This window comes from Adhaeribacter rhizoryzae (assembly GCF_008629685.1).
In the GTDB taxonomy this organism is placed as follows: domain Bacteria; phylum Bacteroidota; class Bacteroidia; order Cytophagales; family Hymenobacteraceae; genus Adhaeribacter; species Adhaeribacter rhizoryzae.
In genome coordinates this window covers 154,798-181,208 of sequence record NZ_VWSF01000010.1, presented here as the reverse complement: position 1 = coordinate 181,208, position 26,411 = coordinate 154,798, and the positions used below count along the sequence as shown (strand labels likewise).

26 protein-coding genes are annotated in these 26,411 nt (G+C 42.2%); 6 read left to right on the top strand and 20 right to left on the bottom strand.

Annotated elements, in window-relative coordinates; all coding sequences use genetic code 11:
- Nucleotides 1-125 precede the first annotated feature (125 nt).
- Nucleotides 126-1,076 (top strand): leucine-rich repeat domain-containing protein, encoded by a 951-nt coding sequence (locus F0145_RS14420; protein WP_150089118.1) that lies wholly within the window; start codon nucleotides 126-128, stop codon nucleotides 1,074-1,076.
- Nucleotides 1,077-1,303: 227 nt separating this feature from the next.
- Here the strand turns inward: F0145_RS14420 and F0145_RS26615 are convergent, their stop codons facing one another.
- Together F0145_RS26615 and F0145_RS26610 are read right to left on the bottom strand one after the other, a co-directional pair.
- Nucleotides 1,304-1,612 carry a COG4315 family predicted lipoprotein gene (locus F0145_RS26615; RefSeq protein WP_223816066.1) on the bottom strand — a complete coding sequence of 103 codons (309 nt, stop codon included), beginning with the start codon at nucleotides 1,610-1,612 and terminating at the stop codon, nucleotides 1,304-1,306.
- Nucleotides 1,605-2,114, bottom strand: a complete 510-nt coding sequence (locus F0145_RS26610) for a COG4315 family predicted lipoprotein (RefSeq protein ID WP_223816065.1) — start codon at nucleotides 2,112-2,114, stop codon at nucleotides 1,605-1,607. Before F0145_RS26610 ends, F0145_RS26615 begins: the two co-directional genes overlap by 8 nt.
- Before the next feature lie 476 nt (nucleotides 2,115-2,590).
- Here F0145_RS26610 and F0145_RS14410 point away from each other — a divergent pair, with 476 nt between their 5' ends.
- Nucleotides 2,591-3,319: a 3-keto-disaccharide hydrolase gene (locus F0145_RS14410; RefSeq protein ID WP_150089117.1), complete on the top strand. Its 729-nt coding sequence runs from the start codon at nucleotides 2,591-2,593 to the stop codon at nucleotides 3,317-3,319.
- Between the two features lie 150 nt (nucleotides 3,320-3,469).
- Here F0145_RS14410 and F0145_RS14405 read toward each other — a convergent pair whose 3' ends face one another.
- Together F0145_RS14405 and nudK are read right to left on the bottom strand one after the other, a co-directional pair.
- Nucleotides 3,470-3,835: a DUF4406 domain-containing protein gene (locus F0145_RS14405; RefSeq protein ID WP_150089116.1), complete on the bottom strand. Its 366-nt coding sequence runs from the start codon at nucleotides 3,833-3,835 to the stop codon at nucleotides 3,470-3,472.
- Nucleotides 3,829-4,410 (bottom strand): GDP-mannose pyrophosphatase NudK, encoded by a 582-nt coding sequence (gene nudK, locus F0145_RS14400; RefSeq protein WP_150089115.1) that lies wholly within the window; start codon nucleotides 4,408-4,410, stop codon nucleotides 3,829-3,831. Before nudK ends, F0145_RS14405 begins: the two co-directional genes overlap by 7 nt.
- A 551-nt stretch (nucleotides 4,411-4,961) precedes the next feature.
- Here nudK and F0145_RS14395 point away from each other — a divergent pair.
- The gene (locus F0145_RS14395) at nucleotides 4,962-6,953 is read left to right on the top strand and encodes a monovalent cation:proton antiporter-2 (CPA2) family protein (RefSeq protein WP_150089114.1); all 1,992 of its coding nucleotides are present in this window, start codon (nucleotides 4,962-4,964) and stop codon (nucleotides 6,951-6,953) included.
- 184 nt (nucleotides 6,954-7,137) lie between these two features.
- On the opposite strand, the gene glgP is transcribed toward F0145_RS14395, so the two are convergent.
- The 11 genes from glgP to F0145_RS14340 all read right to left on the bottom strand — a co-directional run bounded on the left by glgP (nucleotide 7,138) and on the right by F0145_RS14340 (nucleotide 19,463).
- Nucleotides 7,138-8,790 (bottom strand): alpha-glucan family phosphorylase, encoded by a 1,653-nt coding sequence (gene glgP / locus F0145_RS14390; RefSeq protein ID WP_150089113.1) that lies wholly within the window; start codon nucleotides 8,788-8,790, stop codon nucleotides 7,138-7,140.
- Between the two features lie 269 nt (nucleotides 8,791-9,059).
- Nucleotides 9,060-10,262: an efflux RND transporter periplasmic adaptor subunit gene (locus F0145_RS14385; protein ID WP_150089112.1), complete on the bottom strand. Its 1,203-nt coding sequence runs from the start codon at nucleotides 10,260-10,262 to the stop codon at nucleotides 9,060-9,062.
- 35 nt (nucleotides 10,263-10,297) lie between these two features.
- Nucleotides 10,298-11,644: an efflux RND transporter periplasmic adaptor subunit gene (locus F0145_RS14380; RefSeq protein WP_150089111.1), complete on the bottom strand. Its 1,347-nt coding sequence runs from the start codon at nucleotides 11,642-11,644 to the stop codon at nucleotides 10,298-10,300.
- Nucleotides 11,622-12,983: a TolC family protein gene (locus F0145_RS14375; RefSeq protein WP_150089110.1), complete on the bottom strand. Its 1,362-nt coding sequence runs from the start codon at nucleotides 12,981-12,983 to the stop codon at nucleotides 11,622-11,624. Before F0145_RS14375 ends, F0145_RS14380 begins: the two co-directional genes overlap by 23 nt.
- On the bottom strand, nucleotides 12,967-14,859 hold the full coding sequence (locus F0145_RS26850) for an efflux RND transporter permease subunit (protein ID WP_150089141.1): 1,893 nt from the start codon (nucleotides 14,857-14,859) through the stop codon (nucleotides 12,967-12,969). The genes F0145_RS14375 and F0145_RS26850 overlap by 17 nt, the downstream gene beginning before the upstream one ends.
- Nucleotides 14,852-16,129: an efflux RND transporter permease subunit gene (locus tag F0145_RS26845; RefSeq protein ID WP_150089109.1), complete on the bottom strand. Its 1,278-nt coding sequence runs from the start codon at nucleotides 16,127-16,129 to the stop codon at nucleotides 14,852-14,854. Before F0145_RS26845 ends, F0145_RS26850 begins: the two co-directional genes overlap by 8 nt.
- 68 nt (nucleotides 16,130-16,197) lie before the next feature.
- Nucleotides 16,198-16,449 carry a heavy metal-binding domain-containing protein gene (locus F0145_RS14360; RefSeq protein ID WP_150089108.1) on the bottom strand — a complete coding sequence of 84 codons (252 nt, stop codon included), beginning with the start codon at nucleotides 16,447-16,449 and terminating at the stop codon, nucleotides 16,198-16,200.
- Nucleotides 16,450-16,780: 331 nt separating this feature from the next.
- The gene (locus F0145_RS14355; protein ID WP_150089107.1) at nucleotides 16,781-17,185 is read right to left on the bottom strand and encodes a hypothetical protein; all 405 of its coding nucleotides are present in this window, start codon (nucleotides 17,183-17,185) and stop codon (nucleotides 16,781-16,783) included.
- 253 nt (nucleotides 17,186-17,438) lie between these two features.
- Nucleotides 17,439-17,807, bottom strand: a complete 369-nt coding sequence (locus F0145_RS14350) for a hypothetical protein (protein ID WP_150089106.1) — start codon at nucleotides 17,805-17,807, stop codon at nucleotides 17,439-17,441.
- Between the two features lie 126 nt (nucleotides 17,808-17,933).
- Nucleotides 17,934-18,902, bottom strand: a complete 969-nt coding sequence (locus F0145_RS14345; protein WP_150089105.1) for a DUF2279 domain-containing protein — start codon at nucleotides 18,900-18,902, stop codon at nucleotides 17,934-17,936.
- Nucleotides 18,903-19,028: 126 nt separating this feature from the next.
- The gene (locus F0145_RS14340; RefSeq protein ID WP_150089104.1) at nucleotides 19,029-19,463 is read right to left on the bottom strand and encodes a hypothetical protein; all 435 of its coding nucleotides are present in this window, start codon (nucleotides 19,461-19,463) and stop codon (nucleotides 19,029-19,031) included.
- 210 nt (nucleotides 19,464-19,673) lie between these two features.
- On the opposite strand from F0145_RS14340, the gene F0145_RS14335 reads away from it, so the two are divergent.
- Nucleotides 19,674-20,522 carry a phytanoyl-CoA dioxygenase family protein gene (locus F0145_RS14335; RefSeq protein WP_150089103.1) on the top strand — a complete coding sequence of 283 codons (849 nt, stop codon included), beginning with the start codon at nucleotides 19,674-19,676 and terminating at the stop codon, nucleotides 20,520-20,522.
- Between the two features lie 87 nt (nucleotides 20,523-20,609).
- Nucleotides 20,610-20,816: a hypothetical protein gene (locus F0145_RS14330; RefSeq protein WP_150089102.1), complete on the top strand. Its 207-nt coding sequence runs from the start codon at nucleotides 20,610-20,612 to the stop codon at nucleotides 20,814-20,816.
- A 256-nt stretch (nucleotides 20,817-21,072) separates the two neighbouring features.
- On the opposite strand, the gene F0145_RS14325 is transcribed toward F0145_RS14330, so the two are convergent.
- The 5 genes from F0145_RS14325 to F0145_RS14305 form a co-directional block, all read right to left on the bottom strand.
- Nucleotides 21,073-21,618, bottom strand: coding sequence for a cysteine hydrolase family protein (locus tag F0145_RS14325; protein ID WP_150089101.1), 546 nt, complete (start codon nucleotides 21,616-21,618; stop codon nucleotides 21,073-21,075).
- 65 nt (nucleotides 21,619-21,683) lie between these two features.
- On the bottom strand, nucleotides 21,684-22,556 hold the full coding sequence (locus F0145_RS14320; protein WP_150089100.1) for a helix-turn-helix domain-containing protein: 873 nt from the start codon (nucleotides 22,554-22,556) through the stop codon (nucleotides 21,684-21,686).
- Nucleotides 22,557-22,653: 97 nt separating this feature from the next.
- On the bottom strand, nucleotides 22,654-23,340 hold the full coding sequence (locus F0145_RS14315; RefSeq protein ID WP_150089099.1) for a DUF559 domain-containing protein: 687 nt from the start codon (nucleotides 23,338-23,340) through the stop codon (nucleotides 22,654-22,656).
- Between the two features lie 174 nt (nucleotides 23,341-23,514).
- Complete coding sequence (locus tag F0145_RS14310) at nucleotides 23,515-23,835, bottom strand: hypothetical protein (RefSeq protein WP_150089098.1); 321 nt, start codon at nucleotides 23,833-23,835, stop codon at nucleotides 23,515-23,517.
- A gap of 644 nt (nucleotides 23,836-24,479) precedes the next feature.
- Complete coding sequence (locus F0145_RS14305; protein ID WP_150089097.1) at nucleotides 24,480-25,769, bottom strand: aspartyl protease family protein; 1,290 nt, start codon at nucleotides 25,767-25,769, stop codon at nucleotides 24,480-24,482.
- Nucleotides 25,770-25,935: 166 nt separating this feature from the next.
- On the opposite strand from F0145_RS14305, the gene F0145_RS14300 reads away from it, so the two are divergent.
- On the top strand, nucleotides 25,936-26,133 hold the full coding sequence (locus tag F0145_RS14300; protein ID WP_150089096.1) for a hypothetical protein: 198 nt from the start codon (nucleotides 25,936-25,938) through the stop codon (nucleotides 26,131-26,133).
- Nucleotides 26,134-26,411 lie beyond the last annotated feature (278 nt).

Below are 26,411 nucleotides of genomic sequence, written 5' to 3'. Positions count from 1 at the left end.
AATTTTAACGGATTATAAATTTTGGTAATCAGCTAATAATAATAGGCTGTTTGAATAATTTAAAATGGTTAAAAAATATTGATGGATTTATTCCTTCAGCTAAGAGAGAATTTTATTAATTAATAATGCAGATAATTATACGCAAAATACCGGTTAGTTTAATTCAGAAATTAGTAGCCTGCCTTTTTATTTTAACCGGCGGCATAATAAACCTTGTTAATGCCCAAGCAATAGAGTCTACGCCAACTAAAACTTTTTACCAGGTACAGGAAGCCTTAGCCCACAAAGAAGAAGTTTATCACCTGAATATCCGGCAGCAACAATATTATAGCTTCACCCCAGATATTTGCCAATTAACCAAGCTGGAGTTTGTGAATGCCATGAAAAACAAAATAGCTGACATTGCGCCCGAAATTGGTAAGCTACAGTATTTGCGGGAAATAAATTTTAGCGAAAACGAAATCCGGGATTTACCACCTTCATTTTTTACCCTCCAGCAATTGGAACAAGCCGACTTTAGCCACAACCAATTGACCGAATTTGCCCGCGGTTTCGGACAACTAAGCCGGTTGCGGGTTTTGCAACTCCATTACAATAAAATAAGAGCGGTAGCGCCCCAAATAGCCCAGATGCATGCATTGGAAACCCTGAATTTAAGTTATAATCATTTAGAAATGTTACCAACCGAAATAGGCCATAGCGCCGCCTTAAAGGATTTAGCGGTATCGCAGAACCAATTGCGTCAGGTGCCGGGCAGCCTTTTTAAACTATCGCATTTAAAAACGTTGGCTTTAGATTTTAACCAGCTAACTGCTTTACCCCGGCAGCTTGGTCAGGCAAAATCTTTGCAAACCTTGCTGCTGGGGAATAATCAGCTAAAAGTATTACCTGCCGAATTAACAAAACTCGAAAATCTGGAACTCCTGGATTTAAGCCACAATCAGATATCTAACTTGCCAATTAAATTAAAAAAACTGAAGCGTTTACGAACTTTGTTGCTGGCCGGCAATCCTATATCGGCCACCGAAAAAGACCGGATTCAAAAAGAACTGCCGCATACCTTTATTCAGTTTTAATTATTTGATTTACTCATACCACTACTAAATTGAAATTGTGCCTTAGCTTTTTTATTATTATTCTCTAAGGAATCCCTACACAACCCGGTCATTCCGAAAGAATCTTACCAGCAAGTAGCCAATAAGATTCTTTCGGAATGACCGGGTTGGTGGAGATATTTTTTTATTTTATTTAAAGCACAGTAATTATTTCATTTTAAAAATTAGCTTTTCTTAAATCTAACTAATTATTGCGGGGCTGCTGCAATATCTTTGTTAACTACCGGCCAAACCCCGGCTCTTGGGAAACTAATGCCTTTGTTAGCGCCCCTGGTATTGCCATCCTGATCGAAATAATATAAAGGCCAGCCTTTGTAGGTTAATTGCTTTTTGCCAAATAAGGTAATACTGCCAAAATTATTTTTATCGAGGGTAGAAGGTACCACAATCTGGTCGGTTTCGTAAATGGGCCATACCGCATCGTGGGCGGCATTTTGGTTGGTATAATTGTTTTTATTGAACTTATCGTTTTTAAAACCATATAAGGTTTTACCCATGCCATCGGTAAAGTAAAGGGTTTTGCCGGTGCCTCGGTGTAATCCGATTTATAGTTTTACCATCGTGGCCCACCAGTTGGGCATTTACCAGCATAATAGAATAATTGGGTTTGGCCACAAACCAAATACCATCAAAACCCTCTCCGGTAGTTTGTCCGGGCGCTTCCAGGGTATTTACGCCATTTACGGCCGGCGCATAATAATAGAGCGGCCAGGTTTTATAGGTAAGCTGCTTTTTACCGTTGGCGGCCGTAATGGTGGCAAAATCGGTTAGTTCCAGGCCAGTGCCCAGTTGGTCGGCGGTTAAATTATCTACATTAAAGTAGGGCCAGAGCGCTTCGCAGTTGACCACACAATTATTCTGTCCGTTAAAATCGTTCGAGAAATAATATAGGGTGCGCCCATCTTTATCTACCAGGTATTGGCCCAAGGTAGAGCTGTTTTTCAGCTTAATCTCTTCGGTAGTACCGGGGTTATCATCATCGTCGTCGCTGCAACCCAAGTAAAAAGCAGGAGGACGGGTAACAGTAATCTTAAACTGTTGCGAAATAACTGTTTCATAATTTTAAGGGCTAGGTGAATTTTTTAGATTTAGATAAATCAGTTTAAAACCGGGGGATTTGTTAGGCGAGCTCAACACCAAGTCGGATGGTGTGGCCGATTGGTTGGTTCGGAATTAAAATTTATTTTTTACCTGCCTTTATTTTTGCCTGAAATAGGAGTGTAGTAATATTTTATTACCTTATGCAGTAAATTTCTTTTACCTTGGTAATTCTGCCAGTGGGTGCGTTAACTTTTTAATTTATTTCGGATGAAACCAGCTATTATTATTGCGCTGATTCTTATTTTTTTATTGGTAATGCGTTCGCGCATAAAGAAGAAAAAGTAAGCGGCCAGCAGCACAGATTTGCTTCTAATATTTAGGAGTATAAGTTCAAAACAGCTTTCATTTAATTAAATAACTCAAGGTTAATATTTATGTATAAACTTACTTTTCTGTTTTGCCTGACTGCCGGTTTGCTGTCGTTTTGGGGTTCTACGCGTGTAAATCCAACGGCTTTGCCTGTATTGCAGAAATCAAAAGCCAAAAGCCTTTTTAACGGCAAAGATTTAACCGGCTGGCATGCCGATGTGCCCAGAATGGATAACAACCCAGAAGTAAAAAGCCCTTTTCTGGTGCGCAATGGTATGTTGGTAAGTTTGGGTACGCCGGGCGGCCATTTAATTACCGATGCCAGTTACCAGAATTATCGCCTCGAAATAGAATATCGCTTTGCGGGTAAACCGGGCAACTGTGGGGCACTGGTGCATGCTTCTACACCCCGGGCTTTGTACGAGATGTTTCCGAAATCGATAGAAGTACAAATGATGCACCAGAATGCCGGCGATTTTTGGTGTATTCAGGAAGATATTGTAGTACCGGATATGGAAAAACGCCGCGGTCCGAAAGAAAAATGGGGCGTTAACGGCGACAAGCTGCGTCGCATTCCCAACTTAACCGATGGCTCGGAAAAACCGCTGGGCGAGTGGAATTCTATGACCATCGATTGCCTGGGCAACGCCGTTAAAGTTTGGGTAAACAACGATATGGTGAATCATGGTTACGACGCTACCGTAAGCCAGGGACAAATTGCCCTACAAGCCGAAGGTGCCGAAGTTGAATTTCGGAAAGTAATGCTGACACCTATTACTAAATTAACTAATTAAAAAATATTGCAAACTGCTGTTACGCAAAACTTCTTTGTAAACAGTTTTTTTGGTCTAAGAAGCCCATTCTTATCATTCAGGAGGAACCTATTTAACAAGTAACCAAATAGGTTCCTCCTGAATGACAAGTGTGAGTACCTTGAACTAACTTTAAATCTCGCTGAGGTTGTATAATATTCTTTTGCCTTTTTCCTTACCAATTCTTACCATTTCGTCGGCGCCGCCCGAGGGGCCACCTACCCGTAAAATAGCATCACATTTATGTATTAACCGGATGGCAACCGGATGAAATAATTCGTTCCAGATAGAGTCGCCCATTACTTGAGAACCAGCCGTATGAATGAGCGGCAAGGCAAACCACTCGCCCAGAACCGGCAAATGACCGGCCCGGTAAACAGCTAAAGCGGTTTCGTGCATTAAATCTACGTTCCGCTGAATTAAGATCGGATCATCGTTGGTGCCGGAACGGTAAGGACCGGCTACCAGAATAAGCAAAGGATTATTTTCGGTTAGCATAATAAATTATTGATTTTGGCATATTGCAGCAGCATAATGGTTTTGCCGTCTTTAATCTCGCCGGTTGAAATTTGGTGATAAGCTGTTTCAAAATCCAGTTCCAGCACTTCAATATTTTCCTGTTCTTCGGCTAAGCCGCCACCGCTGTTTACCTGCATTTCTTTGGAATATTCGGCTACAAAAAAATATACAATCTCGGTTACCGAACCCGGCGACATGTACGCTTCATATATTTTTTGCACATGCGATATTTTATAACCGGTTTCTTCTTCGGTTTCTTTTTTAATGCAATCCTCCGGGTTGTTTTTATCCAGCAAACCCGCACAAGCTTCTATCAGCATGCCCGTGGGGTTGCCGTTTACAAAAGTAGGTAACCGGAATTGGCGGGTTAAGATTATTGTTTTCTGGGCTTTGTTGTAAAGCAAAATGGTGGCACCATTGCCCCGGTCGTAAGCTTCGCGACTCTGGGTTTGCCACGAACCATCTTTTTGTAAATAATCAAAAGTTACTTTCCGGAGCGTATACCAATTATCCGAAAGAATTTCGGTTTTACTAATTTTTACTTTGTCGTTCATGAAATATTGTGGCTATCAGTTACAATTTTTTAGATAGAGTAATTTCCGGGCCAACTGGTTGCAAGTTGCCGGCTTCGGGTAAATATATTTATCGCTGGCTAGTTTATTAATGCGATTTTATTTGTTTTTAATTATCGAAATAATGCAGCGTTAAATACAAATAATAAAATTTAATGCTTTCTTTACCAGCAGTTTTTGTACCCTTAACCTTCGGGTTTTTAGGCCAATATTTATTAAGTATAACCGAAATAAGCTACCGGGAAAAAGTATACATTTAAATATTCCTGCAAGCAGTTTTAAGGTGTTTTGGTACTGTTATTTCGGTATTTAATTAATTATTGGCAATATTTTATTCATTGTTAATTGCTGCCGCCAACTTCGGTTATTCCGGAGAAAACAGCAAGCAATATTTCTCGCTTTTCAACTAATTACAATCTTTTCTTTCCTGATGGGTCCGGTATAATATTACCAATTCCGGAATAGGAATTAATGGTTTAAGTATTTTTGATTAAGTGCTAGTTTATAGGTAATTATAAAAATATTCCCGGCAAATGGAAATTCCCATGCTTACCGATGTAGTCATTATATTAGGACTGGCGGTTGTTGTAATTATGCTGTTTCAGCGGTTCCGGTTTCCAACGATTCTGGGTTTTCTGGCAACCGGGGTTATAACGGGTCCGCATGGTTTTCGCATTGTTCCGGATACGCACCAAATTGAAGTTTTAGCCGAAATTGGGGTAATACTGCTGCTGTTTATTATTGGTATGGAGTTCTCGCTCAAGAGCCTGTCGTTAATAAAACGAACGGTTTTTCTGGGCGGCGCCGTACAGGTTTTCCTGACCATTATTTTAGTGGCATTGCTGCTGAATCTGGCGGGTATGGCTTTGCCGCAGGCCGTATTTATTGGTTTTTTGTTTTCGTTAAGCAGCACTGCCATTGTGTTAAAACTGCTGCAAGATAAAGGTGAGATTAATAGCCCGCACGGTAAAACTGTGCTGGCAATTTTAATTTTTCAGGACATTATTGTTGTGCCTATGATGCTGGTAACGCCACTAATGGCTGGTGGTTCCCAAAATATTGCCCAGGCGCTGCTGTTTATGTTAGTTAAAGGCGCTTTTGTAATTGTTTTTGTATTACTGAGTGCCCGATACCTTGTACCCTGGTTGCTTTACCAAGTGGCCCAAACCAAAAGCCGGGAATTATTTATTTTAAGCGTAGTGGTTATTTGCTTTGCAGTAGCCTGGCTCACGTCCAGGTTAGGTTTATCTCTGGCGCTGGGTGCTTTTATGGCCGGCCTAATTATTTCGGAATCGGAGTATAGCCACCAGGCTACCAGCAATATTATTCCGTTCCGGGAAATTTTCAGCAGCTTTTTCTTCGTGTCGATTGGCATGCTGCTGGATGCCACTTTTATGATGCAGCATCTACCGTATATTCTGGGGCTAACCTTATTAATTATGTTGGTAAAAGCGGCGGTGGCTACCATTGCCGCCAAAATATTGCAGTACCCTTTGCGAACTTCGCTTATGGTAGGGTTAGCTATTTTTCAGGTAGGGGAATTTGCTTTTATTTTATCTAAAACCGGTATAAATAATGGTTTGCTGAGTCCGGAAGTTTACCAGTACTTTTTATCGGTATCGTTGTTAACTATGGCTTTCACACCTTTTGTTATTAATAAATACCAGCCACTTGCCTCCGGCATAAGCCAGTTACTTGGTGCCCGGCCGCACCTGAACCAGCATACGCCTGACCATGATGGCGATAACGATCCGCTGCACCACCTGAGTGACCACGTTGTAATTATTGGGTTTGGCATTAACGGGCGTTACGTAGCTAAAGCGGCCAAGTATGCCGGCATACCTTACGCCATTGTGGAGCTGGATGCTACTACGGTGAGACGGGAAAGGCAATTAGGGGAGCCCATTGTTTACGGCGATGCCGTGCACAGTATGATTTTGCACCACGTAAATATTCACAAAGCCCGGGTGGTGGTAGTTGCGGTTTCTGATCCCGTAGCCACTAAGCGAATTATAATTAGCGTCAGGCAGCTAACCGATAAAGTGCATGTAATTGTGCGTACCCTTTTTGTGTTGGAAATGGAAGAAAATTACCGCTTAGGCGCTGACGAAGTGGTGCCGGAAGAATTTGAAACCTCTATCGAAATATTTACCCGGGTATTGGCTAAGTACCTGATGCCCCGCGACCAGATAGAAGCGTTTACCAACAGCATTCGGGCCAGTAATTACCAGATGCTCCGCACCCGCGCCAACCGCAATCACCCCTTCGGAAACTTTGAAATTGACCTGCCCGATTTTGAAGTAGCTAGTTATAAAATTTTTTCCCGAGACGATGGCATAATTAATTTGCCTTTGCGGGAAGCAAATATTCGGCGGCGTTTTAATATTACCATCGTTGGTATTTACCGCGACGGACAAATAATTCATAACATAGATGCCGATACCACTTTAGAACGCGGCGATGTGGTGTACGTAGCCGGCAGCCCCCCCGACATTAGCTGCTTTGGTAACCTGATTCGGGAATAAATTTTGTTATGAAATATTCAGGAATATCTTAATTAAACCCTTACAAATATTACAGAATACAGGAGACTCCCGGCAAACTGGTATACCAAAAAATTACCCTAACAAAAATCAAAGCCACTTATACTTTGCAAAATTGTTAGGGTAAATCTTTAATTAATAATTTCCTGGGTTAAACCAAAGCAAATTATTCCTGGTAAAGCTGCTTGTAATATTCGTCGGCCATGCGGTCGGCACCAAACATAGGGGTTACATCTTGCATGCTCTGCTTCATTATTTTTACCCATTTTTTGCGATCCTGGTAGTAAGCCGGAATAATTTCTTCTTCCAGAATGCGCATCATGTTGGTATAATCCTGCTCGTCCTGCTCGTAATCGGGTAATGAAGTATCTACAATCGGGAATAGGAAGCTGTTTTCGCCGTGGCGGCCAAATTCCGGAATCCAGCCGTCTTGTACCGTAAAATTTATGGCGCCGTTCATAGCGGCGGTCATGCCGCTGGTACCCGATGCTTCGCGGGGCCGGCGGGGCGTATTTAGCCAGATATCGGCACCGTGTTTTAATTTGCGCGAAAGCTCTATTTCGTAGCCGGTTAACACCGCGAAGTTATTTATTTTGTATGATAGTTTTACAAGTTTATTAAACACCTCAATTGCACCTTGATCGAATGGATAAGGTTTGCCAGCCCAGATTACTTGCACGGGTTGCCCTTCACGGTTTATTAAGTTAAAGAAATGGTGCAGGTCCCGGAGCAGTAAATCGGCGCGTTTGTAAGCGGCAAACCGGCGGGCCCACACAATGGTTAGTACATCGGTCCGGAATAATTTACCGGTTTGGTCGGCCACTACCTCAAAGAGCGGTTTCTTCATTTCGGATTTGCGCTGCACCAATGCTTCGTCGTTGTTTTGTTCAAAGGCACTATACAACGCGTCATCGCGCCAGAATGGCACATTTTGGGCATTGGTTATGGCTTTTATTTCGCAAATACCTTCGTTTTCGCTCCACATTTCCCGCGCTACTTCGCCGTGTAATTGCGACACACCGTTTGCCACGCGCGCCAAGCGCAAAGCCGCTAAAGTATGGCTAAACATCTGGTCGTGCATGCCGGTAATAAATCTTACTTCATCCAGGTGTAAGCCGTTAAAAAAGGTCATTTTATTTAACAGCATAATGTCGTGCTCCTCGTTACCGGCTTTTTCGGGCGTATGCGTGGTAAATACCAGGCGCTCTTTAACTTCTTCGAGGTTGTGGTTTTTTTCGTACAAATGAAAAGCCAGCGGCAGGGCGTGGGCCTCGTTCATGTGGTAACGGGCCGCGCCGCCCAGGGCTTCCACTACTTTGGCCCCGCCAAGGCCCAGTACCATACTTTGCGCAATACGCGCAGCGGTATCGTGGTCGTAGAGCATGTGCGAAATGGTTTGGCTCAGGTAATCGTTTTCCGGAATATCGGTGGTAAGTAAATATACCGGTACCGTGCCAAAGGTTTCGGGCTTTAATACAAAGGCTTTTACCCAAACCGTATTGCCATGAATAATTATTGACACCGTAATGCCGGGATCTTCCAGGAAGGTATAATATTTATCGGAAAACTGAGCCCGCATGGTTTGGTCGTCGTTGCGTACCTGGTCGTAATAACCAAATTTCCAGAGCATACCTATGCCAATCATGTTCTGGCGCAAATCGTAGGCACTGCGCATGTGCGAACCCGCCAGGTAACCCAAGCCGCCGGAGTATATTTTCAGGGCCTGGTGAATCCCGAATTCCATGCTAAAGTAAGCCACGCGTTCGGTGTACTTGGGGTTTATACCATAAGGATGATACCATTTGTTGTATTCTGACATAAAAAGACGATTGTTTTAGAATATTAAAACCTGCTTTAAAATAATTTAAAGTAATATTTATCCCGGCTAAAAATATTTTTTGGTATTACTGGCCTTTCGCCTCAGCAAACCTGATATTTCTTTCCCGCGGGGTTAGTCCGCCTAATATATTCAGAATAATATTTACATAAGCTAGTTCTTTACCAGCTTAGCTAAAATATATGTGGTAAATACGTAGCGTATTTATACAGAAGAACAAGCCAACCGGCAACAATTACGGATTTAAGCTTTTAGTGTTGGTGCGAAGCCATAAGAACATTGCCGTTTTTTAGAACGTATTCGCTGTAAAGTAAATAAGCCCCGGTTACCACCACCGTATCGCCGGCACTCAATCCGCTTTTGATGGCAATATTATTGGTTCCGGATTCGCCGGTGCTAACCAGGCGCGGGCTAAACGTGTTTTTGCCGGTTTTTACCCAAACGTGTGCGCCTTCCTGGGTCCGGATAATAGCTTCTTGCGGTAATAAAAGCTGTTTTTCAGAAGTATTAAGTAACGAAACGGTGGCTGGCATACCGGGTAATAAATTTCCTTGGGTATTAAGCATTTCGGCCCGTAATAATACCACCTGGCTGTTTTGCCGAAACTCCGGGTTTACAAAGGCTACCCGCGCTTTTACCGGCGCAACGCCTGCTACCGAAATTTGGATTAAATCGCCGGGTTTTACGGTGGCGGCTTCTCCGGCATACAATTCGGCTTCTACCCAGATTTTGTTCAGGTTGGTTAACCGGTAAAGCAAACCGCCTTCGGGCACGTAAATGCCTTCGGCAGCAGCTATTTCGGTAACAATGCCCGAGCGGGGAGCCAGAAAAGTAATACGGGCATCCGGCCGCCCGGCCCGGGATAAATTTTGGATTTGCGATTCCGTTAAACCAAAAAGTAATAATTTCTTTCGGGCAGCTTCTAAAAAGGAGGCATAGCGGGTTTCTTCCTGCCCAAGTGCTTTGTTTTGTTCCAGCGTTAGTAAATATTCCTGTTCCAGGGTTAATAAGTTTTCGCTGTACAAATCGTATAGTGGCTGGCCTTTCCGGATGGGCACCCCGGTTTCTTTTACATACAACTTTTCGATGCGGCCGGCAGCCCGGCTGCTGATTAAATCTACCTGGGTTTCGTCGGGAACCAACCGACCAGTAAGTACAATATTGCGGGCTGCTTGCCCGGTTTGAACCGGTTGGGTGGTAATATTGCCCAATAAAATCTGGTTATCGCTTAACATTAAGGCTGCTTCGCTGGCCGATGCTTTTGATTGACTAACCGGTACCAGATCCATGTTGCAAACAGGGCAGGAACCCGGCTCGTTTTTAATTATTTGCGGATGCATGGGGCAGGTATAAGTGGTACCGTTTGCAGTAACCGCATGCTGGTGGTTTTCCTGGCACGATACGGATGTGAAAAGAAAGGTTAAAGCCAGAAAAATATAAATTAAATATTTCATTTAAGTTTTAAGTAAAAGCCTCTTTAAAACAAATATTATTGGTTTTCGGCTACCCGAATAAAGCTTTCGCTATCAACCAGGAACTGGGCGTTTCCGGCAATTTGGGTGGTGGCTTCCAGGCCGGTTTGCACCTCTATTAAATCATCGGTGCGCTGGCCTACGGTAATACTGGTAGGCTGAAAAGCGCCATCTATCTTCCGGAAAACAACGGCAGTATTTCCTAAATCCAGAACTGCCGCTTTGGGAACCCACAGGGCAGTTCCGGTCGCGTAAGCTATTTTACCCGTAATTAATTGGCCCACCAAAGCGGCTTTATTGGCACCGGGCAACAATGCACGTACTTTGGCAAAACTTTCGCCGGCGGCATAAAAGGGCTGTATTAAGTGTACCTGTGTATTAATGGGCTTAGCCGCAGTTTGGTTAAATATAAGCGTTATTGGGGTTCCTTTTTTCAGGTTAGCAGCTTCTGTAGAACCCACATTAAATTCAGCCCAAACTTCTTCGGCGTTTATTACGCTTAATAAAGTCTGGCCGGTATTTACGTACATGCCTTCCCGAATAGAAAAACCCGCAGCCGGCGTAGCCGCCGGATTGACTGTAGCGGAAGTTGTGGAATTGCCCGCTACGCCGCTGCCCATCCCGTCCATATTGCTGCCGCCAGTACCTGAGCCGGTACTGGTAGCGGGTGCAACTGCGGTTGGTGCTGCGGTTATTGCAGGATCTACCACGTAACCATTATAAGGGCTGTAAACCGGGAAAGTATAACTGGCTTTTTGCTGTTTGCTGATTTGATTTATTTGGGAATCGGTAACGCCCAGGTATTTTAATTTTTGCTTAGCCCCCCGGATTAATTCGGTGTTTTGGGCATCGTTTTGCAAAAGGTAAATTAACTCCTGCTGGGCCGTTACCAACTCCGGACTGTAAATTTCGAAAAGCTTCTGGCCTTTACGCACCGGCTGGTAATTATATTGCACCAGCAATCGCTCGATGCGGCCGCCAAACCGGGCCGGAATTGAATATTGCCGACGGGTATCGTAAGTAATTATGCCCGGTAAGGTTATCTCGCTTTCTACAGCTTTGGTAATGGGCGTTACGGTTTTAATATTTGCAATAATGGTTTGGTTTGTAGGCTGAAGCAAATACTTTAAGTCGGTGGCAATCGGAACGGCTTTGGTATCATGCGGCTGTATTGGAACCAAATCCATGTTGCAAATAGGGCAGGAGCCCGGTTCGTTCTTAATAATTTGCGGATGCATGGGGCAGGTATAAGTGGTACCAGCTTCGGCAGCCGTATGGTTGTGGTTATTCTGGCAACCCGTAAAAAAGAGCGGCAGCCATAAAACCAGCAACAGTAATATTTTATTTCTCAAGTTCTTTTTCATAATTAACACCAATCAGGTAGAGTTGCTCCAGGTTGTTCAGGAATTCCATTTGGGCCATGTTCAGGGCTTCCCAGGCATCTACCACTTCGGGCAACTGGGCCGTATTTTGCTCGTAGCGCAATAGCGTGGTCTGGTAATTTTTTTTGAGGGCCGGTAATATTTTGCTTTGGTAATTCGTAACCTGGGTTCTTTTGGTATTTAGTTCCAGGGCCATGTTGCTTAGCATACTTTGGGCTTCGTTCAGCAAGTTAAGCCGGCCGCGTTGCATGGCTTGTATTTCCAGGTTCATGGCTTTGCTGTTGGCCTTGTACATTCTAGCCGACCAGGGCGCAATCGGGATGGAAATCATGCCCATGGCGGTAAACTGCTGGGGCATCATGCCTGCCCGCGGTGTCATGTGATCGAAACGCAAACTAAAATCCGGCTTACGCTCCAGGTTTTCCAGTTTTAAGTTCAGGCGCATCGATTCTATGGTGCGATCCAGTTGCCGTACGTCGCTGCGGAAGGTGGTTAGCGTAGCTGTATCAGGCAACAGGGCCGCTTCCGGCATTTTTACCAGCGTGTCAATAACAAAGCGGGTAGTTGGCGGAAAGCTCATCAGCATGTTTAACTGAATATTTTTCATCTGGATTTCGTTCTCGGCCATCAGCAACATGTTTTCTACTTCGTGCAAGCGGGCTTCGGCTTTGTAAATATTGCCCAGACTGCCCTGGTTAAGCGGATAGCGTACTTTGGCCAGTTTCAGCATAAATTCCATAATGCGGCGGTTTTCTTGCAGCACGGCTTTTTTCTTTTCCTGCACCACCCACCCGTAATAAGCGGCTTTGGCTTGCGCCCGAAACTGGTTATACATAACCTCATGCGATTCTTCTTCAATGGCCGCTTTCGATTGCAGGTATTTTTCTTTTGCCTTTAACTTAGCCGGGTTCGGAATATCTTGTTGGGCCGAAAACATAACAGAACCTTTATCGCGGCTATCCATTACGTTTTGACCCGGATATGGTGCCATAAAAACGCCGCCGCCTACCATGGGAGCCATCCAGCTTTTAGCACCTTCGGCATAAGTTTTAGTTGCCAGCGTTTCTAAATCGTGCTCCTGCAGCATTAAATTGTAATGATGAATGTAGAGCAACACGCTATCGAGGGTTAAAACCCGGGGCTTGGTTTGGGTTTGGGCCTGCACTTGAAATCCTGAACCCAGGCCAAGAAGAATTAATAAATAGAAGACTTTCGATAAGCTGTTATTTATTATTGTAAGGCTGCCTCGTCCTCCCTGAAAGGTGCTATTAAGGTGTTTGGCAATATTTTCGGAGTATTTAACTTTAGTGCTTAACATCATAGATATCGAGTTTACCGTGTTTTTTTAACTCGTATTCTTTGGTCATTTCAAAAATTACCGGGGTTACGAGTAAAATGTGGATAGACGAAGTAAATACCCCGCCAATCATGGGCAAAACAATCGGGAGCATTACATCGGTACCCACACCGGTTGCCCACAGCACCGGAATTAGCCCGAATAGTGAAACCGAAACCGTCATGATTTTGGGCCGCAGCCGTTTTACAGCCCCTCTAAAAACATATTCCCGAATATCGGCTTTGCTGATGGTTTCGCGTGAGTTTCCTTTTTGCCGGACTAAATCGCTCATAGCTTCGTTCAGGTAAACTACCATTACCATGGCTGTTTCTACCGCCAAACCAAACAAAGCAATAAAGCCCACGGCTACCGCTACCGATAAATTAATGCCGTAGAAGTACACAATAAATACTCCGCCCACCAAAGCAAACGGAATGGTTATTAAATTTAGCAGCGCCTCTTTAAACGAACCGAAAGAGAAATACAGAATCAGAAAAATAATGATTAGTACCAGCGGAATAATAATTTTAAGCGTTTGATTGGCGCGTACCTGGTTTTCCCATTGGCCGCTCCACTCCAGGCGGTACCCGTTCGGTAAGTCGGTTAAAGTAGAATTTAGCTTCTGAATAGCTTCCTGCACGGTGCTGCCCAAATCCCGGTCCCGGACATTAAATAACACGGCTCCGCGCAACTGGGCATTTTCGGAAGTAATCATGGGGGGGCCATCTACAAACTGTACATTAGCTACCGCCGAAAGCGGAATAGTACCGGCGGTGCCCGTAGCAATAGGAATGCGCCGGATGCGATCCAAGCTGTTGCGGTATTCCTGGGCCAGGCGTACATTAATCGAAAAACGTTGCCGCCCTTCGATGGTGTTGCCAATAGGGGTACCGCCCAGCGCCGATTCTACAATGGCGTTTACATCGTTTATAGAAAGTCCGTAACGTCCTAAATCTTCTCTTCGGGTATCTATTTCTAAGTAACGTCCGCCGGTTACCGGCTCAATATACAAGTCGTTTACGCCGGGCACATTACCCAAAGCGGCTCTAACTTTTTCCGAAACGGCTGCAATGGTGTCGAGTTGCTGCCCGTATACTTTCACGCCTACATCGGTCCGGATGCCCGTAGCCAGCATATTAATGCGGTTAATAATGGGTTGAGTCCAGCCGTTAATCACGCCCGGAATCTGCAGCTTGCCATCCAATTCCTGGATTATACCGGCTTTGGTCAGGCCGGCCCGCCATTCTGATTCAGGCTTCAGCAAAATAATGGTTTCGATCATGCTGATGGGCGAGTTATCGGTGGCGGTACTGGCCCTACCGGCTTTGCCCAAAACCTGCGCTACTTCGGGCACCGACATAATTATTTTATCCTGCACCTGTAAAATGCGTTTGGCTTCGGCATTGGAAATATCGGGCAAAGTAATAGGCATAAATAAGATAGAGCTTTCGTCCAGTGGCGGCATAAACTCGGTTCCCATCCGTAAAAGCATCGGAATACTAATAGCCAAAGCCAAAATATTCAATCCAATAGTTGTTTTGCGCCATTTCAGGCAGGTCCGCAGCAACGGTCCGTACACCCGTTCCAAGCCCCGGTTTAAAGGGTTGCTGCTTTCGGGTTTAAGCTTGCCTTTAATAAAAAACGAAATTAATACCGGCGTTAAGGTTATGGCCACCAACGCGTCTACTATTAATATAAATGTTTTGGTCCAGGCCAAGGGGCTAAACAAACGGCCTTCCTGGCCGGACAACAAAAACACCGGCAAGAAAGACGTAATAACAATAATGGTGCTCCAGAACACACTCGGGCCAACCTGGTTCGCCGCTTTTTCAATAATGTTTAAGCGTTGTTCTTTATTCATGGCTAGCGGTATTTTGGGCATCTGCTAAATGGCGGTAGGCATTTTCTACCATTACAATGGCGTCGTCTACAATTACCCCCACGGACAGGGCAATACCGGTTAAAGACATAATATTTGAGGAAATATCGAAGGCATTAAGTAGAATAAAGCCGATGCAAACCGATAGCGGTAACTGAATAATAATAACCAAGGCGCTGCGCCAGTGAAACAGGAAAATAAATACTACCACCGATGCCACTACCATTTCTTCTACCAAAGTAGTTTGCACCGAATCCACTGATTCTTTAATCAGGCCACTGCGGTCGTAGACAATATTAAACTTTACGCCTTTGGGCAAGCCAGCCGAAACTTCCTCCATTTTGGTTTTCACGTTTTGGATTACTTCAGCGGCATTTTCGCCGTAGCGCATCACTACAATGCCGCCCACCGCTTCCCCTTCGCCGTTTAAGTCAAATATTCCCAGGCGGCTTTCACCGGTCATTTGCACAGTAGCCACATCTTTAATCCGGATCGGAATGGTGTTTTGCGTAACTACCGGAATATTTTCTATTTCAGCAGTAGATTTTAAGTAGCCGGTGGTTTTAATAATATAGCCAATATCGCTTAGCTCAAACTTGCGGCCGCCGCTCTCGTTGTTATTGCTGCGCACCGAATTAATTATTTGCGGCACCGACAGGTTAAAATAAGTTAATTTATTAGGGTCGAGGGTAATCTGGTATTGTTTCTGGAAGCCGCCGAAAGACGCGATTTCGCTAACACCTTTTACATTTTGCAACGAAAATTTTACGTACCAATCCTGAATAGCGCGTTGTTCGCCCAAATCCATGCCCGGTGCCTCCAGGGTATACCATAATATATGCCCAACGCCGGTGCCATCGGGGCCCAAAGTAGGAATGGCCCCTTCGGGTAACAAGCGGTTGGCGTAGTTCAGGCGTTCCAGTACCCGTTCGCGGGCCCAGTAAACATCGGTGTCGTCCTCGAATATTACGTAAATAAAGCTCATCCCGAACATAGAGGTACCGCGTACATATTTTACCTGCGGCATGCCCTGCAAATTGGTTACCAAGGGGTAAGTTACCTGGTCTTCAATAATCTGCGGGCTCCGGCCCATCCACTCCGTAAACACAATTACCTGGTTCTCCGAAAGGTCCGGTATGGCATCTACTTTATTGGTACTAACCGAATATATTCCCCAGCCAAACAACGCAGCGGCGATGAGTAATACAATTACCCGGTTTCGGAGCGATATAGAAATTAATTTTCTAATCATTATTTGCTTAGATTTTTAGTTGTCCCTGCCGGTTTTGGCAGGGACAGCAATGGCAAGCTTGATGTAAATTAATGCGAGTGACCTTCGTGATCTGTGTGGCCGGCATCGGCTACTTTTTCCAGGTTCATTTTGCATTCGGGGCATTTGCCGGGCTTATCGCTGGTTACCTCGGGGTGCATGGGGCAGGTGTAAAGGGCAGCTTGTTCCTGGTTTACTTCGGTGTTGGTCGTTTCGGTTGTTTCTTTTTGTTCGATTCCGCAAGAGGTAAAAATTGTTAAACCAAAAGCGAAGATGGCCGAATATAATAAATTAGTTTTCATGAATTTACGTGTTTATATATTTTTAAAATATTTAAATAATGAGTTAACTAGCCGGTATAAACTGCGCCAGCAAGCGGCATACCGGAGTCCAGCTATTTTCTGGCAACAGCATAATAAATAATTGTGTTAAGGTAACCGCAGCCGGAATTTCTGTGATGCTAATAGCTGAACCTGTTGGGCACAATCAGGTAAATATTACCGGAAATATATTTAAATAAATAACCGGTAAAGGCAGCAGCAGGTAAGCTATTGCTAATAATTTAATAGAACCAGAAAATAGGCTTGGGGCGCAATGCCACAGATGGGGCTTGCTGTAAAAGAAGAAAAAAAATTAAATAAGGAATGTTTGGTATAAAATGCCGATAGTTTTACCCGAACGGGGAGGAGGCAGAGTAAAATAAGGTGTTTTTTCCTGAAGAACAGGGCGAATAACTTGGGTAAAAGTTGGGTAAACCGGAACTGCCTTTAAAGCTTTAGCGGCACTTTGAGTGGCTGAATTAAGATTTAGCTGACTTTGTAAGCTGGCCTGAACAACACAGGTTAGTTCGTTGCAGGTATTTTCTTTAGGTTGAGCTGTTTTACTTTCATTTTCGCAGCAGCAGCCAGGTTCTCCAAAGAAAGTAATGGTTTTGGTTGCGTGGCCGCGGCATTCTTCTGTATTTACCCGAAAGCCCATCGTGGTCAGGGTAATGACCAGAATTAAGCTTAGTTGAATAAATTTTTGAAATGCCTTCATTGCCTATAATAACGACTAAGGTTTTATTTTAGTCCGGTAAGAACCGTTTTAATTTTACGAAAATATATTACTTAATATTTACGATACAAAAATATGGTATTCTGATTTAATCAAGTTATAAAATCTTATTAAAAACTTACATAATTCAGAAAGCCTGGTTTTTTTATAGCCAATTACCTTTACCCTGAAGAATATTAAGCGGCTGAAAAAAATAAAAAGGAGCAAATGCTCCTTTTTTGTTTTTTATAATTATTTAAAATCGGTCAGAGGTTTGGGCTTTGCCAGCCGGCTGAAACCCGGTGGCCTGCTTAATGGTTTTTTCTTTACCTTCGGCATCTTCGTACGTCCGTTCTTCTACTTCCACCGATAAAAATCTACCTTTTAATTCCTTGGTATCAAATTCGTTGCCGGATATGCCAACGGCTTTCAGGAAACCCGCCAGAATGGGTTGCCCCGGCTCGCTTAAATAAAACCGTTGGTTTATAAAGCCTTCTTCGTTTTCGAGGCGCAGGTTAATAAACGGAATGTCTTTATTTTCGCTTTTACCTTCTTCAACTTCGGTAATTTCTACCACGTACCTGCCATCTGGTAAAAAAGGCTTTTCATTTATTTTAACTTTCATAATATTTTCTATTTGCTAAATAATTTAGATTTCTGCTAAAATTATACGTAAATAGCCGGGCTTTGTTTAAGTTGGTTAGTATTTTTGGTACTTAGCATTCAGTTAAAATAAATTATGCTACTGCGTTTAAAAATGCAGCCAGTGTCCTTTTAATTTTTGGTTGGCGTATTCTAAAGTGGGCAAGGGTACTTTAATAATATTTAAAGCAGTTAATAGCGTTTTAAGGACCGGGCTGTTGGTTTTAATTTTTTTCAAATCAATATCCGGCGAAATATACCATTGCCGGTAGCGCTGTAGGTCGGTCCGGTCAAAAACTACTTGCCCGTTGGCGTATGCTACATTATTAACCGGGCCAAACATGTTATTGGCGCCGTACCCTACGGCCAGATTAAGCCAGGGCGGTATTTGGGAGGGAGCGCCAAAGGCATTTAGGTTAAAACTAAGCCAGTAAGTTTGGGCATTATGGTCCTTCATAATACGTTCGGGCATGCTTTCGCCAAACAAAATATCGGCTCTGGTATTTAAAGCAGACTCGTACTGGGTGGGCAGGGCCGAAAACTTAATTTTTACTTTTTGGTCCTGCCAGGTTAATTCCTGCGCAGCAAAGAATATTATACCCGTAGCATTGGCGCCCATATCCAGCCAACTCCAGCCTACGCCCGGAATAGCATTGCGCCCATCTAAGAATTCTTTGGTGGTTACAAACAGTAAACTGCCGGCGCTGCCCATCATTACCGCTTTTTGGGGCGTAATACCGGCCCTTGTTCCTAAACTGGTTAAAAGCCGGGCGGTGCGGTAAGCCATAAATACGTGTTCAGCTTTATCCAACTGCAACCAATTCGCCGCATCGTTTACTGTTTTAAAATTACTGCCATATTGGTAATTTGTTGTATGCGTTAAGTACAACAAAGAACCGCTCATGCCGGCCAGCGCTAGTCCGCCCGCGAGCCATTTATGGCCGTTGCCTGGTTGGCTTTCCCAACTGTTTTGTTTATGGGTTACAGAATCGGTAATGATAGCGGTTGGCGCCACCGTTTGGGCCGATACATAACGAACCAGGTAAATTAGAAAAATGAATAGTAATAGTTTTTTCAAGATAAATAAGCAGCAACAGATGGTTATACAAATTATACAAAAGTAAGATTATTCGGCGGCTAACCGGAAAGTAAGGTGGGCGGGTTTTATTTTTATTTGTTTGTTATTACGGAAAAGCGATAGTATTTATGTCATGTGTTTGAGAAACAGTGAAACAGTTTCGTAAGTTATTTCACTATCCTTGATTATATAGTTGTCAAACCATTCATTGTCATCTTGGGTCTGTGATACCAACCAAGATTCTTTACCAAGATATAAAAGTCGTTTGTTTCCAACTTCTATAAGCCATGAATCAAAATCCTTGTCGTAGTAAGATTCTTTTGTAATCGTTTTGCCTGTTAGTCGTAATAAACAAAATTCGAAAAGAAATTTATTCCAATTGCTTGAAACACTTCTTTCTATGTCAAACGCATAACTTAAGGTCTTGTCAATTGTTTCGTCTGTTGCATTATCAACTATTTCGGCTTTTCGCCCAAAATTTTTAGTAAGCTTAATTTTAAAGACACCATTTGCAACTTCCTCAACTTTAGTTGTCCAACCTGGTAGTGATTTTGTGTTCATGATGCCTGTTTAACATTAATGCCAACTAATAATTGTGCGGCTATTATAAGCAAAAAGAAGCGTATTTACGTTTGTTTAAGGTTAGTGGCAAGGCTTGCCCGCCGCAACATAAGGTTACCAACCGCGTTAAAAATAGCATATGGTAGCTTTTAACCTTATAGTTAAGCGTAGCTTATATTTAAATAGCCAGTTAACAGAATGTTTAGCAGCATGATTGAAGCAGAAGTAAACAGAACCAGCCAAGCCACTACTTACGATGTAGCAACAATAATGGGCGGTTTGTACGGCGATGGAATTATTGGCCTGAAAGGCGCTTTCAGCCCCGAATGGGTGCAGCAACTCGATGAAGATATCCGGCTTTTGTACCAGGAAGCTTTGAACCGGCCGGGTGGGGCGGTAGGGCGGGGACCCAAGCGGCATTATGTAGAAATTCATCCGGAAGATATTAGGGGGTTTGTAGATTTGGCCACCCACCCGTGGGTAACGGCCGTTTGCGAAGCTGTACTGGGCCCAGCTTATAAAATTGTAGAAATAGGTTTCGATATTCCCAATCCGGGGGCCGTCCATCAGCCCTGGCACCGCGATTTTCCCGCTCCCGCAGATACCATTACCGGCCGCCGGTTAAATTCCCTGGCTTTTAACCTTACTACCGTAGATGTTTATGAAGACATGGGGCCTTTTGAAGTGGCTCCCGGTACGCAGTGGGATTTACCGGTTGGTTTCGAACACGAAATGTTTCCGCCTAAAGAAAGCTACCCCCGATATGAAGAACGGGCGCAACGTAAAATGCCCAGAATAGGCGATATTTCCGCGCGGTCGGCGCTGACCATTCACCGGGGTACGGCCAATTATTCAGATAAAATGCGGCCAACTTTGGTGCTGGGCGTAGATGCACCGGGCGCTAACAATGCCGAGCGGCACGACTTGCAAATTACGCGGGCTTATTTCGAGAAACTGCCCCAAAGTTTGCAGCAGCACCTAACTTACCGCTTGGTTGATGAACTGGAACCCATATTTCAGGCTCACTCCATAGAAGGCTTAATGATGGGCGAAGCGTAAAATATTGGTGCCGAAAGCAACTACGTAAGTTAACTACACCCATAAAATAATTTAATAAAAGGCATTTACTAAAGCTTGGTAACATACATGGCAGAACATTTAGAAGAAGATGCTTCTTTGGAAGAGCAAATACTGGTAAACAAAGGAATATTAGAAGAAATGCTGTTGTATATTCAGGAAAGCGAGGTACTCATAGATGCCCACGAAGGCCAGGGCCGCACCTGGGAGGAGTTGACTAAAATTTATGCCTTACCCGATGTGTATTATAAAATTAAACACCTGCTTAAGAAATAAACTTTTATTTGCACCAGGTTTGTGGCAGATGCATTTTTCCCAGCCAATCTGTTTATCGCCGACTATAAACGGAAGGTTAATCAAGTTTCTCTTTTGTTTTCTTAAATGCAACCTAACATTTATTATAAATGCAATACCGGATTTTGTTGGCCGAAATTTTCAGGTGGTAAGATACAGACGAAAAAGCAATAGCGGTTCAAGTTTTTACTTAAACCGCTATTGCCTTTATGCGTTGTTAGCTGTTGGCTTTATTCTATTACGCTGCAAGATATTCGTTAGTGCTTTTAATTTGGGCATAGTAAAAGCTCAAACCAGCTAAAAATGCGTTGTGCACATCCTTTGCTTTTATCTGGTTTCCATTTATCTTCAAATCTCTTGTGGCACAGGCGTCTCCAATTACTGTACATTCAAAACCATAATCTTTTGCAGCTCTTACTGTTGCATCAATACACATTTGAGTCATCATTCCTGTAAATATTAATTCAGTAATATTATTGGCTTGCAAGTATTCCAAAAGATCGGTGTTTAGAAAAGCGTTTGGCGTGTATTTAGTTATAACCTTTTCGCCTTCTTTTGGCTTTACATTTTCATGAATTTCAGCGCCTTGTGTGTTTGGTAAGAAAAAGCCAATTTCCGGGGCTGCTGCAAGGTGTTGGATGTGGATTACTATCTCATTATTATTTCTGAATTTTTCCAGTACCTGTTTTGCATTTTCACTTGCCTCAACCGGATTATGCAGCTCCATTGCTCCACCTTTGAAATAATCCTTTTGAATATCGATTATAATTAATGCTTTACTCATAATTTTGAATTTTAATGTTTGATACAAAGGTCAGGAGAAAGCGTTGAAATTAGGATACCAACTTGTTATGTAGTGATACCATTTTGATAATCGTCCAAAAATTCTCTGGTTGTTTTTCCGGTTTGAGACTTGAAAAACCGCATTAAATGGTTAGGTTCAGAAAAGTTTAAAAAATAGGCTATTTCACTTATTGACTGGTTTGAGTGAATTAGTAAATTTTTGATTTCAAATAACAAACGCTGCTTTAAAATATTATTCGCAGTAACGTTAAATTGAGCCTTCACCGCTTTATTTAATGTAATTCGGCTGATGTTTAGTAAATCTGCATAATCTTTAATGCGTTGTTTTTCTTTTATATGTAGCTCAAGCAGCTTTTTAAATTGAAAAGCATAATTGTTGCCGGTGCTTTCTATGGATAAATTGTGGTTTTGCGTGTACTGGCGATTTAATTTTTGTAACAGGTAATATAATAGAGAGCGAATAATATGGACGCTGTCTGGTTTTGTAGTTGTAAGTTCTGTTTTAATTTCGGTTAGTTGGTCACAATACCTTTCTATTGAATTTTTATCGATCTCCATTAATAATGAATACTCTAATTGGTAAAAATATAAAAGGCGATAGGTGAAAAGTTTATCAGCAAAAAAATCGTTAAGAAAATCTTCCTGAAAAACAAGGAGTGTGAACGCTAAACCCTTCTCACTTAAATTCCATCTTCTTTTTTGAAAGGGAGAAATGAAAACAATGGAATTGTCTTTAACTGTAAAGTTTTGTTGATTGATAGTAACGGAACCGCTTGCCGATTTAATAAATACAATTTCAAAATAATCTGTATTAAAGGTTTCATCAGTCAGGTAACTTGCCCTGACTTCATCTGATGGCAATACATTTAGCAAAAAGTCTACGCCGCAATCTGTTTTATGAAATTTTATTGTTCTCACTGGTAATTAGTTTTTTCAGCTTGCAGCCTATGAGCTGGTATATACGATGTGCAAGGCTTTCAGCCGAAGCATAAAGTATATACCTGGTAAGCACATGCTATTCTTCATTATCAATTATTGAGAAACCTACCAAATTATGGCTTTGTAATGTTTGTATTGCTAAGGACCATATTGTTTCATCTCTATGCTCTTTCTCAAAATATACGATCCTTAATGCGTTAATTACTCCATCACAGCTATTTAATAGCCAGTTAGAGAGACTTTCATATCTTTGTTCCTCGTCTTGGAAGTCAGAGAAATCAGTCTCAATCTCATAAATGTCCTTAAACTCTGTATTGGTCTCTTTACCTTTAACTCTAAATATTTTCCATCCAAACTTGTAAAGTAATTCATCTCTTATTTTATCCTTTTCCTCATCATGATAATCTTTCCCATCAAGCTCCAAACCAATTCGTAAGTATGGGTTAGCAAAATCTATGAAATAGTTAAAAAGTGGAAACTGAGGATATAGTGCTATTCTTATAGCTCTTATAGATATCCATGCATTAAATTCTATTGGAGAAAAATGAGTACCCCAATCAAGAAAGTATGGACTTATAGGTACGGAAATATCAAGTTGAGCTTTTTCCATTATTTGAGGAATCATTTCCATATACATCTGTCTTATGAAACCCCATTTATCTGTTATTTTTTCCAATTCATTAAACTCGTTCTTAATGAACTGATTCCTTCCATATTCTTTAAACTTCTTATATCTTAATTCTGAATCTTCCAATTCGTCCATATCTTTCGAAATTTAATTAGTATTGGAATAATTTATAGTTTGTGCTAACGTGAGGCCGCTAAACGTCGTCGCGGCCTTCCGGAGAGAAATCTCTCTGCCGAACCAAAACGAAGTTATGGAAAATGGTGTTTCATTTTACCGTGAAATGGCGATTAGCGGTGGTTATTAGATGTTTTATCTTAAGTCTTTTTCTTCACGTTGCGCAGCTTCAATGCAGTAAGCAACTAAAAGGCATAGACCATTTTTCTCAATACCCATTTTTCTCTTTTCATCTGTTGCAATAGATAAACTTTCAAAAAAGTCTTCAATTTCGTTTAACTGTTCTTTGTTAAAAAGGCTAATATCTAATCTGTCAGAATACTTTGCCTTTAGCCAATTAAATAATTCTTTGTTTTGTATTTTGCTGTGTGTTTCTTTTATATCTAAAAATTCGCCAGAATCAACTAGCGAATTAAAATAAAAGCCTAGAAAAGTAAATTTTACTGGATGTCTCATAAAGTTTAATTAGTTGAATTTAAAATTATCTGAGCTAATTTATTCGTCTCAATTAGCTTATTGTTAGCGGATATAATATGCAAGTGGTTAGTAAAACTGACATCTTTAATTCTTCCCTACAATGCTCTAACTTCACCTAAATTAAATTTTAGTTTCCCATCTTCACATTCTTGAATTATTTAGTTTAGATTTCTTGGTGTCATTTTAAAATAGCTTATAACTATTATGTAAACGCACCACTGGCGTTTATATCGCCTTTAACAACAGGTGGTAGTTTATGGTTAAAATATTGGTTATAAATACCTTATATTTTATCTCCTGTGGTGCGTTTATTCTACCAGGTGCGTTTTTATAAATTTAATTTAAGTAGTTATAAACATATTATAATTTCTAGATATTTAAACTATTCAAGAGACTAATTATTCTCTCCAATCACGGCTGGGTAATATGGGGTATATTTTGTTGGTTCTACCGGCCTTATACCTGGCTATGGTTGATTGTACCACCAATCCGTTTCCATGGGCAGCGTATGAGCAGTAAAAAATTACTCAGTAATCAGGGACGAATTTTATATTAGCTTAAAATTGAAATTCCTCTTTGATAAATCCCGGAAGCCATTATTATAAATAAACCGAAATAAATCTTTAAATCCGCTTTTTTAGCGTTACAAACCGGTAAATTAAATTTCCTTCGCGGCGTAAAATAATCAGCAGGCGAAAGTTATCGCGGGTATGCAGCAGCTTGTCTATCTGCGAGATGGTTAAGGCGTGGGCTGAGGCTGAATTAATAAATAATAATTCGTCGTTAACTTTTAAATCGGCCTCGGCGGCCGGCGAGCCCGGTTCTACTTTACTAATTATGTAGCGGTTATAACTTTCGCCTATGGCCATTATTTCAATGCCGCACATGTCGTGCTCAAAGGGATCGCGGTAAAAATTGTTGGGTTTTAAGGTAAGCGAACTGCGGTAATAATCTATAATTACGTTAAAACGCTTTAATATTTCGTTGCCCACGTTGCCGTTGCGCTCAATTTTAGTTACTACTTTCGCGCCTACATCCAGGTGGTCCGGAAAAGAAGTAAGCACATTGTTCATTTTATATTTATTTATTTCGAAACTGCGGACCCGCCCCAAATAACCTCTAATGGCGCCACTTAAGCCGGTACCCAATTGGGTACGGAGCGCCGGCTCGGGTAATTGTATGGCGGGGTGCGAGCCTTGTTCCAGCGAAATAGCGTGTCCGGCGCCGGTATCCACAATCATACGGGCATTTACCCGGCTAAAGTCGTTCATGGTAACCTGGGCGTAGATATAGGGCTTTTGGTCGTCGAGCTCAAAAGGTATGCGCACGCCATCCCGCTTTTTGTAGGTAAAATTTTGGGGCGGATAAAGGGTTAAATGGGTTTCGTTAAAATTTACCCGTACCACAAAGCTGTTGAAAAACTGGTACCCTAAAATGCCGTAAATGGGCATGCCCACGTAAGAAGAAAGGTTAAACACATCTTCCGACAGAATAGTTAGGGCCAGGTTGGGCGCCGATACATCCGATATTTTAACTTTAATATTCGAGATAATATAAGCTTTCAGATCGGCCTGGTCGCTGCCGGCCCCGGTAATTTTAATTTCTTTTCCTTTTTTAAGCGCCAGGGTTTGCAGCAAACTAGGGTCAGTAATAATGCCGTTACCTACGCCCGTATCCAGCACAAAATTAAAGGGACCTTCATCATTCAGGTAAACCGGCACAATAATTAAGTTGCGGTGCAGGGTAAACTTAACCGTTAGCTTTTTGCGGGGCTTATCGAACTTAAAATATTCCTGGGCCTGACCGGGTACCGAAAACAGCAGCAGAAAGCCCATAAAAGCAAGGCAGCACAAAACCCAAAACTGACTATGAGTTACTAATCGGGATAGAATATGCAGGCTGCCCGTACTCATAATGGTTTGGTTTTAATATTTGGTGTTATATTTATTTGAGCGGAATTACTGCGTGCATTTCTTCTAAATTTAACATTTCGCCGCGATTTTTTCAAATATTATTATTCTGTTCTGTCAAGGCTTTTGTATTTAAGCATTTAAAAAAGCAGCAACATAAGCTAATATTTTGAGCAAGCTTGGGGCACGGGTTAGCACGTTTACCGGTAAGTACCAGCGCAAGAACTGTTTAGGGCTCACTTTGTTTGGCGCTTTAAATATTGCGCCGGAAAATTCTGCACTGGCTAGTACGCAGTTGTGTAATATTTTGGCCGCGGCCCCGCTAAAGGTAAAAACCGGGAATGCCGTGCGTTCTGCTGCCCAGTAGGTGCTGTTTTTCTTTTATTGCTTAAAGGCTAACCCGGTAATCAGGTAAAATATTACTGCAGATGAGTAACATTTATTTATCTGAGCAAATACCTGTATATGCTTAACAGATAAAGGTATTAGGTGATATTTTTAATCCCGGAAGGTAGAAGAAGTAACAATATATATTTCTGGCTTCAGGCAAATATTAAAAAAAGGTTTAAGTACCCCACAGTTGTTATTCAGAAGTAAACTATTTTGCTACCGGCTACAATACTTCTTCCTGCAAAACAACTGAGG

Excerpts from the sequence above, each read along its gene's own strand:
- F0145_RS14305 (WP_150089097.1), bottom strand. The coding sequence starts at position 25,769 with ATGAGTACGGGCAGCCTGCATATTCTATCCCGATTAGTAACTCATAGT.
- F0145_RS14385 (WP_150089112.1), bottom strand. The coding sequence starts at position 10,262 with ATGAAATATTTAATTTATATTTTTCTGGCTTTAACCTTTCTTTTCACA.
- F0145_RS14310 (WP_150089098.1), bottom strand. The coding sequence starts at position 23,835 with ATGAGACATCCAGTAAAATTTACTTTTCTAGGCTTTTATTTTAATTCG.
- F0145_RS14375 (WP_150089110.1), bottom strand. The coding sequence starts at position 12,983 with ATGATGTTAAGCACTAAAGTTAAATACTCCGAAAATATTGCCAAACAC.
- F0145_RS14360 (WP_150089108.1), bottom strand. The coding sequence starts at position 16,449 with ATGAAAACTAATTTATTATATTCGGCCATCTTCGCTTTTGGTTTAACA.
- F0145_RS26615 (WP_223816066.1), bottom strand. The coding sequence starts at position 1,612 with ATGGGTAAAACCTTATATGGTTTTAAAAACGATAAGTTCAATAAAAAC.
- F0145_RS26850 (WP_150089141.1), bottom strand. The coding sequence starts at position 14,859 with ATGAATAAAGAACAACGCTTAAACATTATTGAAAAAGCGGCGAACCAG.
- F0145_RS26845 (WP_150089109.1), bottom strand. The coding sequence starts at position 16,129 with ATGATTAGAAAATTAATTTCTATATCGCTCCGAAACCGGGTAATTGTA.
- F0145_RS14410 (WP_150089117.1), top strand. The coding sequence starts at position 2,591 with ATGTATAAACTTACTTTTCTGTTTTGCCTGACTGCCGGTTTGCTGTCG.
- F0145_RS14355 (WP_150089107.1), bottom strand. The coding sequence starts at position 17,185 with ATGAAGGCATTTCAAAAATTTATTCAACTAAGCTTAATTCTGGTCATT.
- F0145_RS14420 (WP_150089118.1), top strand. The coding sequence starts at position 126 with ATGCAGATAATTATACGCAAAATACCGGTTAGTTTAATTCAGAAATTA.
- F0145_RS14335 (WP_150089103.1), top strand. The coding sequence starts at position 19,674 with ATGATTGAAGCAGAAGTAAACAGAACCAGCCAAGCCACTACTTACGAT.
- glgP (WP_150089113.1), bottom strand. The coding sequence starts at position 8,790 with ATGTCAGAATACAACAAATGGTATCATCCTTATGGTATAAACCCCAAG.
- F0145_RS14380 (WP_150089111.1), bottom strand. The coding sequence starts at position 11,644 with ATGAAAAAGAACTTGAGAAATAAAATATTACTGTTGCTGGTTTTATGG.
- F0145_RS14340 (WP_150089104.1), bottom strand. The coding sequence starts at position 19,463 with ATGAACACAAAATCACTACCAGGTTGGACAACTAAAGTTGAGGAAGTT.
- F0145_RS14315 (WP_150089099.1), bottom strand. The coding sequence starts at position 23,340 with ATGGACGAATTGGAAGATTCAGAATTAAGATATAAGAAGTTTAAAGAA.
- F0145_RS14395 (WP_150089114.1), top strand. The coding sequence starts at position 4,962 with ATGGAAATTCCCATGCTTACCGATGTAGTCATTATATTAGGACTGGCG.
- F0145_RS14330 (WP_150089102.1), top strand. The coding sequence starts at position 20,610 with ATGGCAGAACATTTAGAAGAAGATGCTTCTTTGGAAGAGCAAATACTG.
- F0145_RS14325 (WP_150089101.1), bottom strand. The coding sequence starts at position 21,618 with ATGAGTAAAGCATTAATTATAATCGATATTCAAAAGGATTATTTCAAA.
- nudK (WP_150089115.1), bottom strand. The coding sequence starts at position 4,410 with ATGAACGACAAAGTAAAAATTAGTAAAACCGAAATTCTTTCGGATAAT.
- F0145_RS14350 (WP_150089106.1), bottom strand. The coding sequence starts at position 17,807 with ATGAAAGTTAAAATAAATGAAAAGCCTTTTTTACCAGATGGCAGGTAC.
- F0145_RS14405 (WP_150089116.1), bottom strand. The coding sequence starts at position 3,835 with ATGCTAACCGAAAATAATCCTTTGCTTATTCTGGTAGCCGGTCCTTAC.